A 13,614-nucleotide genomic window follows, 5' to 3' on the forward strand; every position below is an offset into this window, starting at 1 on the left:
TAATGGTGGTTCCGGCCGGAATCGAACCAGCGACACGAGGATTTTCAGTCCTCTGCTCTACCGACTGAGCTACGGAACCATTGGCGGTCTGGACGGGACTCGAACCCGCGACCTCCGCCGTGACAGGGCGGCATTCTAACCAACTGAACTACCAGACCTCTTGGTTGCGGGAGAAGGATTTGAACCAACGACCTTCGGGTTATGAGCCCGACGAGCTACCAGACTGCTCCATCCCGCGATATTCTTCTTTTCTTTTTTTAATGGCGAGGGATGAGGGATTCGAACCCCCGCGGGACGTTAATCCCCTGTCGGTTTTCAAGACCGATCCCTTCAGCCGGACTTGGGTAATCCCTCGCATTTTTGGTGGACCCTGTTGGACTCGAACCAACGACCGATCGGTTATGAGCCGATAGCTCTAACCAACTGAGCTAAGGGTCCTTGTTGCTTCATCTCTTACGGGTACCTTTTATTTAACTGGTAGCGGGGAAGGGATTCGAACCCCCGACCCACCGGGTATGAACCGATTGCTCTAGCCAACTGAGCTACCCCGCCGTAATTAACTACAGCAATGCTATAATTTGATCTCTTGGTGGAGCCTAGCGGGATCGAACCGCTGACCCCCTGCGTGCAAGGCAGGTGCTCTCCCAGCTGAGCTAAGGCCCCAATTTCTTAATGGTCGGGAAGACAGGATTTGAACCTGCGACCCCCTGGTCCCAAACCAGGTGCACTACCAAGCTGTGCTACTTCCCGCTTTCTCTCTCTTCCCTTAATGGCGCGCTAGGCAGGAATCGAACCCACAACCTCTTGATCCGTAGTCAAGCACTCTATCCAGTTGAGCTACTAGCGCTTTTTCTTTCTTACAATGCTTTTCTATATTACCATATCCCTCTAGCTTTTGCAAGTCGTTTTTTGAGAAATGGTGCCCAGGGCCGGAATCGAACCGGCACGGATTTTGAAGTCCGCAGGATTTTAAGTCCTGTGCGTCTACCAGTTTCGCCACCTGGGCACATAATGGAGGTTCCAACCGGACTCGAACCGATGATAACAGAGTTGCAGTCTGTTGCCTTACCAACTTGGCCATGGAACCTTTTTCATTTCAATCCGTATCTTTTACCGGACTGCTTTTATATAATATACCAGATAGCATAATTTTGCAAGCATTTTTAATAAAAAATTTACTCACCTATAACCAATAATTAAAATTAATGTGAATAAATCAATATTTTTTGTAACAAAAAACTGTTAGAAAAACTAACAGTTTTAACATTATTTAGCTTTAACTTTAGTCCAGCGGGAATTATACATTTCTTTTACTTCATTATTCTGATAAGAAAAAACTTCATCTTTAGCATTTGTTCTAATCTGATATGCACTAAGCCCTTCATAGTCTTCTTCAGCTGCTTTTTTAGCAGCATTTACATTGGCTGTTAAATATCCTACTTCAACAGTATTTTTATAAGAATTCTCATTAGAAATCATAAAATTAATAAACTGATTAGCTAACTTAGTTTGCTTACATTCCTTAGAAATAACAAATCCATCAAACCAGACATTAGTCCCCTCCTCAGGTAAATAATATTCCATATTAGGATTCTCACTCATTACCGTAGTTGCATCACCCGAATACATTATCGCCATCGCTTTAACACCACTGATCATCGTATCGATCGATTCATCGCCAACATATACCGGCTCCATTTCACTACGTTGATCGATCAGCCATTGATAAGCCTCATCAATTTCTTTTTCAACTGTAGTGTTCATAGAATAACCCAATGCTTTTAATGCTACCATAAAACTATCACGCTCTGAATCATACATATAAATTTGACCTTTATATTTAGGATTACGAAAAATATTCCATCCTTCTTTTAAATCATTTTTATCTACAATTGTCTTATCATACAAAATTCCTACATTACCACAAAAATATGGAATCCAATAATTATTATCAGAATCAAAAGATTGTCCTAAAATATCTTTATTAATATTGTCAAAATTAGAAATTAGTGACTTGTCAATCGGTTGTAAAAGATCTTCTTTTATCATTCTTTCAATCATATATTCAGAAGGTACCATGACATCATAACTATTACCACTCATATATTTAGTATACATGATCTCATTAGAATCAAAAGTTTCATAAATAATTCGACAATCATACTCATCTTCAAAATCACTAATAACTGTTTTATCAATATATTCTCCCCAATTATATACTCGTAAAGTCTTTTTACCAACCCCTGTTGAAATCGACCACCCTACCGACAACAATAAGCATCCTGCCAAAACTACTTTAACAATTTTACTACTCATTATTCTATCAGTTACTTTAGGGAAAACTTTGGGAATGATCGTCCCTAGCATTACAATAAGTAAAACCACAACCAAAATTATCGTTGCTAGAGCATAAATACTAGGGTTTGTTCGTTTCGACATGTTATAGATAACAATTGAAATATTTTCAATTCCATTACCACTAACAAAATAAGAAATAATAAAATCATCAAATGACATTGTAAAAGCTAATAACGCTCCAGAAATAATTCCAGGTTTGATTTGCGGAATAATAACTTTAGTCAAAGCTTGAAATGGTGTCGCCCCTAAATCCATTGCTGCATCAGCTAAATTAACATCAAGCTGCCTTACTTTAGGCAAAACGTTGGTAATTACAAACGGCGTACAGAAAGCAATGTGAGCTAATAACATCGTTAAATAACCTTTTTCCACTTTCACAAAAGAAAACAAAAGCATCAATGAAATCCCTGTAACAATATCAGGATTCATGATGGGCAGATTATTAACCTGCAAAACTATTTTTCTTAGAATCGGTTTAGATTTAGAAATTCCGATTGCCGTGATCGTTCCTAAAACAGTAGAAACAACTGTTGATAAAATTGCAATACTAACAGATACAATAATTGCATCGATCATTTGCTGATTTACAAATAATTCTTGATACCATCTTAATGAAAAACCGCTCCAGCTTGATAATGACTTGGAATCATTGAAAGAAAAAACAGCCATAATTACAAGGGGTAAATAAAGAAACGCTAAAGCAAATACAATCCACAGTGAACTAGGAAATCTTCTTTGTTTTTTCACGTTTAGCTTCCTCCTGATATCCTGCATATTTTTCCACACGATTAATAAGTCCCATTAGAATTATTACTAAAATTGCTAAAATCAAAGATACCGCACTACCAAAATGCCAATCTCCAACATTAATAAATTGCTGCTCAATAAAATTACCAATTAATGAGTATTGACCCCCACCAAGTAATTTAGGAATTACAAATGATGAAATAGCTGGTAAAAATACCATTGTAATGCCTGTTAAAACACCACCTAATGAAAGTCTAAATGTAATTTTCCAAAATGTTGTAATTGGATTAGCTCCCAAATCATTACTTGCTTCAATTAAAGACTTATCCATTTTAGTAAGAGAAGTATGAATCGGTAAAATCATAAATGGTAAAAAATCATATACCATTCCTAAAACTACTGCAAAATCAGTATATAAAAGGCTCACTTCCCCAAAACCAAAAAACTGAAGAACATTACTGATTATCCCTTTACTACTTAAAATATTTATCCATGCATAGGTACGCATCAGCATATTGATCCAAGTTGGAAAAGTAATCAATAAAATAAGCAATGTCTGGGTATTTTCTTTACATTTAGAAATTGCATAAGCTACTGGATAACCAATTATTAAACATAATACTGTTGTTATAATTCCTAAGGCAAAAGATTTAATTAAGACTGAGACAAAAATAGGATCAAAAAATTTTGAAAAGTTATCTAGTGTAAAATTAAATGTTGTAATCGTATTGCCTTTTTGAACAAAGGCATAAATCATTATTAAAAACATTGGTAAAACCGTTAAAAAAAACAACCAGAAACAATATGGACTAACTAATTTACGAAAATGTTTCATTAATAACTACCCATTTTATCCATAACATGAATATCTTCTGGCCAAAAATCTAAATTGACTTTTTTCCCCACTTCACTTATATCAGTAGTATGGACTTTATAATCACGATTTTTAGTTTCTACCATTATTTCATAATGAACACCTTTAAAAACAATTGAAGTCACAACACCTTCAATCTTTCCTTTATCAACTTCTACGATATCTAAATCCTCTGGTCTTAAAACAATGTCTATTTCCTGTCCTTCATCAAAACCTTTATCAACACATTCAAACTGCTGCCCATCAAATTCAACTAAATAATCTTTAATAAAAACACCTTCAATAATATTCGATTCACCAATAAACTGTGCTACAAAACGATTTTCCGGCTCATTATAAATATCTGTAGGTGTTCCTATTTGCTGAATCTGTCCTTCATTCATAACAACAATCGTATCCGACATTGTAAGAGCTTCTTCTTGATCATGCGTTACATAAACAAATGTAATTCCAACTTCCTGTTGAATATTTTTTAATTCAATCTGCATCGCTTTACGCAACTTTAAATCCAATGCTCCAAGCGGCTCATCAAGCAGTAATACTTTTGGCTCATTAACTAATGCCCGAGCAATCGCTACACGCTGCTGTTGACCACCGGAAAGCTGATTGATGTTTCTCGATCCATATCCTGCTAAACCTACTAATTCAAGAATGCGATTTACTTTATGTTCAATTGTATCTTTATCCATTTTTTTGATCTTCAAACCGAAAGCAATATTATCAAAAACATCCATATGCGGAAACAATGCATATTTTTGAAATACAGTGTTTAATTCTCTTTTATAAGGCGGCAGTTTACTAATATCCTGACCATCAAATAAAACAGTTCCGCCATTAGCCTCTTCAAAACCACCCATAATTCTAAGTGTAGTAGTTTTTCCACAACCACTTGGACCTAATAAAGTTACAAACTCTTTTTCATTTATATCAAGATGAATTCCCTTTAAAACAACTTGTCCATTATACTCTTTTGTTAAATTATCTAATTCTATTAACTTTGCCATAATATCTCCTTTAAAATAACGGTGGTGTTGATACCCAAATCACCTTCGCTTTAGTTTCACCAAAATTAATCAAATAATGTGATACTAAACCTTTAAGATAAAATGTCTCTCCCTTTTTCAAAACAAATTCATTATCACCGTTTATCAATTTTATTTTTCCCTGAATAACATAACCAAACTCTTGACCTTCATGAGGATCGATCGTCATCGACTGTTTGCCTTTTTCAAGTTCAATCAAAATTGGTTCCATATCATTTTTTTGAGCATTTGGAATAATATATGAAATAATATAATCATCCTGCTCATTAATAAAAAAATCATCTTTTTTAAACACAATTTGTTCAGCTGGTTTTTCACTAAAAAACTCCTGCAAATTAGTACCTAAAGCTTCTAAAATATCTTCCAATGTTGCAACTGATGGAGATGTTAGATCACGTTCCAACTGGGAAAGAAATCCTTTAGTTAGTTCACTACGATTTGCTAATTCTTCTAATGTCAGTCCATTAGCCTGTCTAAGCCTTTTGATCTTACTTCCAATATCCATAACTACACCTCCTTTATTTTCAACATTTTAATTATAACTAATCCTAGTAATAATGCAACAATATTTAACAATTTGTTTAATATATTATACTTAAAAACTAAAAAATAACGAGCAGCAACTCGTTATTTCTCTAATTTCTCTCTTCTATAAGACGATTCAATAAATAATTTTTTTAATAACTGCTCATCATTTTCCAACAGCGCTTTTTTTATTAAAGCTAACTGCGCTTCAAAAGTTACGATTGAATTCAATAAATTCTCACTATTTCTAAAAAATAATTCTGACCACAGATCCTCATTAATATTTGCAATTCTCGTTAAATCACGGTAAGAATCACCAATATATTTTCCTGTATCATATTTTTCATTATCACTATTGATCAAAGCAACTGCAATAGCATGTGGTAATTGTGAAGTAAAAGAAATAATTTCATCATGAGCCTGTGGAGACATGATCTTAACGCTTTTAAACCCTAAAGTCCCCACAAACTTTTCCATAAAAACTATACTCTCTTTGTTATTAGCCGGATGTTCAATCAAAATATAATTAGCGTTTTTGAATACCTCTTTGCTAGCATATTCAAAACCTCTTTTTTCTCTTCCCGCCATAGGATGACCACTTACAAATTCAACATCAGGGTCTATAACATTCATTGCCTCTTGAAGAAAATAAGATTTAACTCCTACAGCATCTGTAATAATACTGCCTTTTTTAAACTTGTTATTTTTGATAAAATCTAAAACCAATGATGGATACAAACAAATAATCGTTAAATCTGTCTGTAAAATAATTTCTTTGCCATCCTGGTAACCCTCAATAATATAACCTTCATCTTTTGCTTTCTGTAAAGTTTTTTCGTCAATATCGATTCCGTAAACCTGGTGTCCCAGTCCTTTTAAAGCCTTAACAAAACTACCACCGACAACACCAAGACCAACAACTGTAATAATCATGATATTTTACACCAACATTCCCGCAATAAACGAAATTATCATCAAAACCACTGCCATAAAACAATATCTAACTAATAATTCAAAAATTGAAGGTTTCTCTTTATCAATGAAATAAAACGTCAATACTACTAAAAGACTTGTCAATAAACCATGTCCTAACACAAATGCCATTTGTGAATCATAAAACTGCATTAAAAAAGGGATACAAACAATACTTACAAAAACAAAATCAATAATTAAATAAATCGTTGTTCTAAAATTTATTTTCAACCACTTAAAACTAAAGTTTTCTTTAAACATATCTAATTTAGTCTTTTTAGGTGGAACTTTTTTAGAAAATTTAAATTCACTTTTCTGTCTTTCAACTTTACGATCAAATCTTGCCATTTATACTTCCTCAACTACTTTCTCTTTTCCTCAAGCATCTTTATCTTATAATCTAACAAATTTTTCGTTAGATCAACATAATAATCATGTGGATATTCTAAACGAAACACCTCATCCCAAATACGACTTTTTTGCTGATTTGAATACTCACGAATCTCATCAACAGTATATTCCGGATACACTTTTTTTCCATTAACAAAGACTGGTACCTGCAGCTCTTCAATACTAAAACTATTAGCTTCTAATGTTTTAAATTTCCAAATATTAGACTGGTGATAAATCGTTAGATCCTGATCAGCCGTTATTTTTTCATCATGAAAAGCAATTACATCACCAATCGCTTTGCCAGTTTCATTTTCAAACAAACGATATACTTTTTTATACCCAGGATTAGTAATTTTTTCGGTATTTTCAGATATTTTGATCTTAGGAATGATCTCATTATTTTTTTCTATTGCTACTAATTTATAAACACCGCCAAAAACAGGAGCATTTTTAGAAACAATCAAATTTTCACCGACCCCAAAAGAATCTATCTGTGCTCCTTGGTCCAATAACGAACGAATCAAATACTCATCTAATGAATTAGAAGCAGTTATTTTCGTTTCAACTAACCCAGCTACATCTAACATCATTCGCGCTCTTTTAGATAAATAAGCAATATCGCCACTATCAAGCCTAATTCCTTTTAACTTTTTACCTAACGGTTCTAGTACCTCTTTAGCAATCCTAATAGCATTAGGAACACCACTTTTTAAAGTATCATATGTATCTACTAATAACACACAATCATCAGGATAAGTAAGTGCATAAGCTTTAAAAGCTTCATATTCGCTATCAAATGACTGTACGAACGAATGAGCCATCGTCCCTACTACGGGAATGTTAAACATTAAACCAGCAGATACTGTCGCACTGCCTGCAACCCCACCAATATAAGCAGCTCTTGCTCCATATGTTGCACTGTCATAACCTTGTGCTCTTCTAGCCCCAAACTCTAATACTGGGCGTCCTTTAGCTTCTTTAACGATTCGATTTGCCTTTGTTGCAATCAATGATTGATGATTAACTGTTACAAGTAATAATGTTTCAATCAACTGCGCTTCAATAAATTTAGCCTTAACTGTAATCAAAGGTTCATTGGGAAACACTGGCGTTCCCTCTTTTACTGCATAAATTGAACCAGTAAAATGAAAATCTCTTAAATAATCAAAAAAATCTTCATCAAATTTATTTAGTGAGCGGAGATATTCAATATCTCCCTCACTAAAATGTAAGTGGTCAATACATTCAATCAACTGTTGTAATCCCGCAAAAATAGAATATCCGCCATTATCAGGATTTTTACGATAATACATATCAAAATAAACATATTGATCCTTATTACCTTGTTTAAAATAATTATACGACATTGTTAATTCATATAAGTCCATTACCAATGTTAAATTACGTTCACTACCTGCATGTAACTTCATATTTTTCTCCTTGTACATATTTAACAATATAATAAACTCTTTTATTTAAAAAATCTAGTTATTTTAAAAATATAGTTCATACGATTGTCTTGGTTGTGGTTGTGGTTGTGGCTGTGGTTTAACTGGTGGTATCTTTGCAAATAATACTGGTATTAAAAGCTGCTGTCCTGGATAGATCATCATCCGATCATCTAACTCATTCATATTTTTAATATAATCTACTCGAGTATTAAACCTTCTTGCAATTGCGTATACATTATCACCTCGATTTACAGTGTATAAAAAGATATCTCCAACCTTAGGCGCCACTATTGGCATTGGGCGGCGATCAAATAAATTATCCATGTAATCTTCGTACATGTTCATCCCTCCTACTTTAACCTATTCAAATATCTTTTTATTTTCTAGGCAAAGGACTAGTTTACAAAAAAACATCAAGAAATTCTCGATGTTTTAAAGCTTCTTAATAAATTCCACTACTCTTTTAGTATTATTACCATCTTGATATTTAAAAAATGTTTGTAAAAAATATTTTAAATTATATTTTTTAGCTTTTAATATTGCTGAAGCTAACTGTTCTTCATCAAAACATATTGATCCCGGCATCGTTTTATCATAATCCACAAAACACCCTAAAGTATTTAAATATTCATCAAGATCAGGAACAAAAAAATACATCGGTTTATTCAAAAATGCATAATCAAAAATAATTGAAGAAAAATCTGAAACCAGCATATCACTAACAGTAAACAAATCATGGGTATCTTCATTACTCAAATTGATGATTCTATCATCACTAGGAATTTCTGTATTTAATAAAAGAGGATGAAATTTATATATCAAAACATATTCATCGCCTAATTGATCAAGCAATTTTTTCCCATTAAAAGAAACACTTTTAAATCCTTGATAAATATTTCCGCGAAAAGTAGGAGCATATAAAACAATCTTTTTATTTTTTAAAATTGGATATTTTTGTAATAACTTAACTCTTGTACTTTGCAAATAATGATCATCAACTAAATGATCTACCCGGGGCATCCCTGTTACAATAACATTATCTTTTAATACATTAAAAGCTTCTTGATAAGGAATCTTCCAGTAATCGCTATTAGCAATAACATAATCGTAATTTTTGATTGGATATTCACGTTTGATAGCATTACCAAATTTTTTGATTGCCCCCGTAGCATGCCAAATCTGAATTACTTTTATGCCTTCGCGTTTAAAATTACTAATGACATAGTTATTGTCTGTAATCAAAACTATTTTTGAAGTATTAATTACATATATTTGTTTAATACAATTAAGCATGTATAAAAAATTATTAAGCAGGCTTTTTTTATTATAATTAATTAATACTGTTTTTAAATTATAACGATCATCTTTGCTTAATTCATCATAAATTAATTTTAAATCACTTTCTAATTTATTAGACTCCAAAGAAACAAAAGCTACTTGATTATTTTTGATTGGACTTAAATTTACAAATATATTTACAAATCTCAAAATAATATTAATAATTACTTTTTTTAACCCCATGATTCCACCTACTTTAACAATATTTCCAATACGCGCTTACTAGCATTACCATCTTCATGATTATTAAATCTTTGATTAAAAGTTACTAATTTATCATAATCATAATCATTTTGTTTAATTTTACTTAATAATAAATTTTCATTTTCAATTATTTCGCCAGGCAGATCTTGATAAATATCAAGATAAAAACCTCTTAATTCATCACGATAACTTTGCAAATCATACATATAAAAATATATTGGTCTTTTTAAGATTGCATAATCGAAAAAAACACTAGAATAATCTGTAATCAAAATATCTGCAATCAAATAAAGACTACTGATATCCTCTTTAGGATCAACAAAATACACAAAATCTTTAACACTATCTAAATCAAAATCATTAACGATCAAATAATGTGGTTTAAAAACAACAACATACTCATCACCTAGATTTTCTTGCCATTTTTTAAAATCCACTTCTAATTTAAAAGTATACCCTTTTAAATTAAACGAATTGTCTCGCCAGGTCGGAGCATATAAAATGACTTTTTTATCTTTAGGTAGATTCAATTTACTCTTGATTCGATCAATATCTAAAACATTATAATTAGATAAAATATCATTACGCGGATAACCAGTTTCAATTAAACGTTCTTTATTGATGGCAAAAGCACTTTGAAACACTTCGGTAGTAAAACTACTCGGTGAGATCATATAATTATATTTACTTACATCATTATCATAAGTTGAGCGCATTTCTTCAATTGACATCCCGCTGCGATAAAACGTTGTTCCTTTAGGTACTTCAATATCATGCGCCAATTTTTTAAGCGGGGTTCCATGCCAAGTTTGTAAATAGATCTGATCTGGTTTTTTTAATACATATTTTGGTAATTTACAATTAGAGATCCAATATTTACAGCGGGCTAAATAAAAGAAATAAGAAATACTAAAATATTCAATGATCTTAGCATTTTCAATCTTTAAATTCTTTTGTTTATGGTTTTTGATTGCATAGATACAACGATATTTTTGATATTCATGATGATTCGTTATATATTGATGTAATGCCATCGGATTATCTGAATAACCGCGACCATGAAAAGAAATAAATAATATTGTATCTTTTTGACATGGAATAAAGCGATAAACTATACGATATAAAAATCTAATTAATTTTCCTAAAAACTTCTTAATTAATTTCATCACTAGCCTCCTTATAAAAATAAGGGGTATTCCCCTTATTTAAAAACTTCTTCAACAACTCGTTTTGCTGCCTGACCATCTTCCCACGAACAAAATCTTTGATAAAACTGTTCATAACGCTCTTGATACTGCTCATTTAGTTTATCTAGATTTTTTATTTTATCAACAACTTCACTTGTTGTATAAACTAAAGGACCTGGTAATTCTGTTTCCATATCAATATAAAATCCTCTTAAAACATCACGATATTTATCTAGATCATAAGTATAAAACAACATTGGTCTTTTTAAATTAGCAAAGTCAAAAAATACACTCGAATAATCAGTAATGCAAATATCACTAATTAAATATATTTCCGTAATATCATCATATTTACTTAAATTAAAAGCAAAATCTTCTAACCCTGTAATATCTAAAGCATCGGCAATATAATGATGAGTTCTTAATAACACAACATACTCATTCTCTAATTCTTTTTTCAATAAATCAAGATCCAGTTTCAACTTAAATTTATACTTACCATTACCATAATACTCATCATCGCGCCAGGTCGGAGCATATAAAATCGTTTTTTTATCTAAAGGAATTCCTAATTTTTTCTTTAATTTTAAAGCTGTTTGCTCACGATCAGGTGATGACAACAAATCATTTCTTGGATATCCAGTTTCCAACATCTTGCCATCGTACATAAAACAGCTTTTAAAAATATCACTAGAAAATTTATTTGGAGCAATCAAATAATCCCATTCCTGCTTTTGACGATAAAACTGGGCTTTATATGTTGGTGATGCTGCTGTTACTTCTTCTTGATCAAACGCTAAACGTTTAAGCGGGGTGCCATGCCAGGTTTCTAAAAAAACCTGTTCTTCACGTTTTCTAAACCATAAAGGCTGGCGTACATTAAAAACAAAATATTTAGATTTTGCTAAATAATAGGCATATTTTCGCGTAAATCTTTTAACGATGATAGCTCCATAAGGCGGCTTTTCTTTAGGATCATTTAAAACCCAAACAAACTTATATTTACCAGGATAATTTTTAGCTAAATACTCATAAATATATTTTGGCGAATCCGCATAACTTTTCCCCATAAAAGTCTCAAACATGATCATATTTTCTTCAAGCGGTTCTTTAAGATAACGATGACGATATAAATACTTATTCATTTCATTTTTGTTTTTAATTATCTTTTTAAATTTCAATTTAGCTAAATGCATATTAACTAATTTTTTCGCCCGCTCAATATCATTATTAATAGCTGCATCAATCAATTTACGACTATAACGAGATGACTTATTCAATAATTCAGGGCGAATCTTTTTAAGTACTTCAGACATCATTTTAAAACGCTCATCGCGCCAAACATCATCTTTACCACGACGAATCTTTTTTGCAAAAAATTTTGTATAGTAAGAAATCATCTTAGCATCAAGATAATAACGAATATAGCTATCTGGTTCAACCAGCATCGTACAATAATTATGAGCTTCAATAAATTCATTAAACTTATTATCAGGATCTTTAATTTGTGACAACGCTGGAGCATTAATAGGATCATTATGTTTTCTTTTAACAAATACTGCATCATCAACTCGAGCAAAACTTGTTGCATAGTTCAGTAACTGCACCACAAATGGAGCATCAGCATAATATAAAAACTTTTCATTAAATAAAATGTCATGTTTTTTTATTAATTCTGTTTTAATTAAAATGTTCAAAACTGAGACATTTCTAAGTGCATGACGAGTTCTAATCAAAATATCTGTCTTATATTCAGTAATATTACTTTCATCATAAACTTTATTGATAAATTTATCATCACGATCATGATCTTTATCTTTTAAATTTAGTTCATTATTTTTTTCATCACCCATCGTTTCAAAAACTTTCTTTTTAAACCAGGTAAATTTACGGATACCTGCAACTAGATCTAAATCATCCTGCTCTGCTTTCTTTATTAATAATGATAATGTATGTGGCATTAAATAATCATCACAATCAATAAAATAAATATATTCACCAGCTGCATGTTTTATTCCTAGATTTCTTTTTTTAGCGACATTAGATTGAACACCCGCTGCAATAATTTTCATATTTATATTGTATTTTTTTAACTCTTCATCAACATCGCTTTCATCATTAACAACCAATAAAGTCTCATAATCTGTAATTTCCTGTTGACTAATACTTTCTAAACAATCATGTAAATAATTTTTATAGCGATCATAAGGGATTATAATACTTAACTTCATTTAATTATGTAGATCGTCTTTAATTTTTGTAGTCGAGATACCTTCTGTACGAGGTAAATATACTACTTCACAATAATCTTTTAAAAAATCAAATTTCCCTTTCCAATCATCGCCCATGACAAAAATATCAACATCATGTTCCTTTACATCCTTGATTTTTTGATCCCATGATTCTTCAAAAATAACTTCATCAACATATCTAATGGCCTCAAGAATCGTTTTACGATCTTGATCACTATGATATGCTTTTTTCCCTTTTTGTGCATTAAACGCATCTGAACTTACTGCTAC

12 protein-coding genes and 11 tRNA genes are annotated in these 13,614 nt (G+C 31.7%); all 23 read right to left on the bottom strand.

The genetic code is table 11. From position 1 onward, the window contains the following. Nucleotides 1–3: 3 nt before the first annotated feature. Nucleotides 4–79, bottom strand: a tRNA-Phe gene (locus tag BR82_RS0112510). A gap of 2 nt (nt 80–81) precedes the next feature. Continuing rightward, nucleotides 82–158, bottom strand: a tRNA-Asp gene (locus BR82_RS0112515). Nucleotides 159–161: 3 nt separating this feature from the next. Beyond that, nucleotides 162–238: transfer RNA gene (locus BR82_RS0112520), tRNA-Met, on the bottom strand. Between the two features lie 23 nt (nt 239–261). Continuing rightward, nucleotides 262–354: transfer RNA gene (locus tag BR82_RS0112525), tRNA-Ser, on the bottom strand. Nucleotides 355–361: 7 nt separating this feature from the next. Continuing rightward, nucleotides 362–438, bottom strand: a tRNA-Ile gene (locus BR82_RS0112530). A 37-nt stretch (nt 439–475) separates the two neighbouring features. Further along, nucleotides 476–552: transfer RNA gene (locus BR82_RS0112535), tRNA-Met, on the bottom strand. 35 nt (nt 553–587) lie between these two features. Next, nucleotides 588–663, bottom strand: a tRNA-Ala gene (locus tag BR82_RS0112540). Nucleotides 664–673: 10 nt separating this feature from the next. Continuing rightward, nucleotides 674–750, bottom strand: a tRNA-Pro gene (locus tag BR82_RS0112545). A 20-nt stretch (nt 751–770) separates the two neighbouring features. Beyond that, nucleotides 771–847 (bottom strand) — tRNA-Arg (locus BR82_RS0112550). Nucleotides 848–917: 70 nt separating this feature from the next. Continuing rightward, nucleotides 918–1,006, bottom strand: a tRNA-Leu gene (locus BR82_RS0112555). Between the two features lie 6 nt (nt 1,007–1,012). Further along, a tRNA-Cys gene (locus tag BR82_RS0112560) sits at nt 1,013–1,087 on the bottom strand. A 179-nt stretch (nt 1,088–1,266) separates the two neighbouring features. Beyond that, nucleotides 1,267–3,105 carry an extracellular solute-binding protein gene (locus BR82_RS0112565; protein ID WP_027090465.1) on the bottom strand — a complete coding sequence of 613 codons (1,839 nt, stop codon included), beginning with the start codon at nt 3,103–3,105 and terminating at the stop codon, nt 1,267–1,269. Further along, nucleotides 3,080–3,940: an ABC transporter permease gene (locus BR82_RS0112570; RefSeq protein ID WP_027090466.1), complete on the bottom strand. Its 861-nt coding sequence runs from the start codon at nt 3,938–3,940 to the stop codon at nt 3,080–3,082. The genes BR82_RS0112565 and BR82_RS0112570 overlap by 26 nt, the downstream gene beginning before the upstream one ends. After that, nucleotides 3,940–4,983: a spermidine/putrescine ABC transporter ATP-binding protein gene (gene potA / locus BR82_RS0112575; protein WP_027090467.1), complete on the bottom strand. Its 1,044-nt coding sequence runs from the start codon at nt 4,981–4,983 to the stop codon at nt 3,940–3,942. Before potA ends, BR82_RS0112570 begins: the two co-directional genes overlap by 1 nt. 10 nt (nt 4,984–4,993) lie before the next feature. After that, nucleotides 4,994–5,527, bottom strand: a complete 534-nt coding sequence (locus BR82_RS0112580; protein WP_027090468.1) for a helix-turn-helix domain-containing protein — start codon at nt 5,525–5,527, stop codon at nt 4,994–4,996. Nucleotides 5,528–5,649: 122 nt separating this feature from the next. Further along, on the bottom strand, nt 5,650–6,480 hold the full coding sequence (locus BR82_RS0112585; protein ID WP_027090469.1) for a prephenate dehydrogenase: 831 nt from the start codon (nt 6,478–6,480) through the stop codon (nt 5,650–5,652). A 6-nt stretch (nt 6,481–6,486) separates the two neighbouring features. After that, complete coding sequence (locus BR82_RS0112590; RefSeq protein WP_027090470.1) at nt 6,487–6,867, bottom strand: hypothetical protein; 381 nt, start codon at nt 6,865–6,867, stop codon at nt 6,487–6,489. 14 nt (nt 6,868–6,881) lie between these two features. Further along, entirely contained in the window at nt 6,882–8,342 is a 1,461-nt protein-coding gene (locus BR82_RS0112595) for a nicotinate phosphoribosyltransferase (RefSeq protein ID WP_027090471.1), read from the bottom strand. A 63-nt stretch (nt 8,343–8,405) separates the two neighbouring features. Further along, nucleotides 8,406–8,702 carry a LysM peptidoglycan-binding domain-containing protein gene (locus BR82_RS0112600; RefSeq protein WP_027090472.1) on the bottom strand — a complete coding sequence of 99 codons (297 nt, stop codon included), beginning with the start codon at nt 8,700–8,702 and terminating at the stop codon, nt 8,406–8,408. 93 nt (nt 8,703–8,795) lie between these two features. Then, on the bottom strand, nt 8,796–9,884 hold the full coding sequence (locus BR82_RS0112605) for a CDP-glycerol glycerophosphotransferase family protein (protein ID WP_027090473.1): 1,089 nt from the start codon (nt 9,882–9,884) through the stop codon (nt 8,796–8,798). An 8-nt stretch (nt 9,885–9,892) separates the two neighbouring features. Continuing rightward, nucleotides 9,893–11,071: a CDP-glycerol glycerophosphotransferase family protein gene (locus BR82_RS0112610; protein ID WP_027090474.1), complete on the bottom strand. Its 1,179-nt coding sequence runs from the start codon at nt 11,069–11,071 to the stop codon at nt 9,893–9,895. 35 nt (nt 11,072–11,106) lie between these two features. After that, nucleotides 11,107–13,323 (bottom strand): bifunctional glycosyltransferase/CDP-glycerol:glycerophosphate glycerophosphotransferase, encoded by a 2,217-nt coding sequence (locus tag BR82_RS0112615; RefSeq protein WP_027090475.1) that lies wholly within the window; start codon nt 13,321–13,323, stop codon nt 11,107–11,109. After that, nucleotides 13,324–13,614: nucleotidyl transferase family protein (locus tag BR82_RS0112620; protein ID WP_027090476.1), on the bottom strand; the 291-nt coding region annotated here is incomplete at its 5' end. It abuts the gene before it with no gap.

The sequence above is a fragment of the Thomasclavelia saccharogumia DSM 17460 genome (genome assembly GCF_000686665.1).
In the GTDB taxonomy this organism is placed as follows: Bacteria; Bacillota_I; Bacilli_A; order Erysipelotrichales; family Coprobacillaceae; genus Thomasclavelia; species Thomasclavelia saccharogumia.

Coding starts and splice junctions, on each gene's coding strand:
- BR82_RS0112570 (WP_027090466.1), bottom strand. CDS start 3,940: ATGAAACATTTTCGTAAATTAGTTAGTCCATATTGTTTCTGGTTGTTT.
- potA (WP_027090467.1), bottom strand. CDS start 4,983: ATGGCAAAGTTAATAGAATTAGATAATTTAACAAAAGAGTATAATGGA.
- BR82_RS0112580 (WP_027090468.1), bottom strand. CDS start 5,527: ATGGATATTGGAAGTAAGATCAAAAGGCTTAGACAGGCTAATGGACTG.
- BR82_RS0112585 (WP_027090469.1), bottom strand. CDS start 6,480: ATGATTATTACAGTTGTTGGTCTTGGTGTTGTCGGTGGTAGTTTTGTT.
- BR82_RS0112590 (WP_027090470.1), bottom strand. CDS start 6,867: ATGGCAAGATTTGATCGTAAAGTTGAAAGACAGAAAAGTGAATTTAAA.
- BR82_RS0112595 (WP_027090471.1), bottom strand. CDS start 8,342: ATGAAGTTACATGCAGGTAGTGAACGTAATTTAACATTGGTAATGGAC.
- BR82_RS0112600 (WP_027090472.1), bottom strand. CDS start 8,702: ATGTACGAAGATTACATGGATAATTTATTTGATCGCCGCCCAATGCCA.
- BR82_RS0112605 (WP_027090473.1), bottom strand. CDS start 9,884: ATGGGGTTAAAAAAAGTAATTATTAATATTATTTTGAGATTTGTAAAT.
- BR82_RS0112610 (WP_027090474.1), bottom strand. CDS start 11,071: ATGAAATTAATTAAGAAGTTTTTAGGAAAATTAATTAGATTTTTATAT.
- BR82_RS0112615 (WP_027090475.1), bottom strand. CDS start 13,323: ATGAAGTTAAGTATTATAATCCCTTATGATCGCTATAAAAATTATTTA.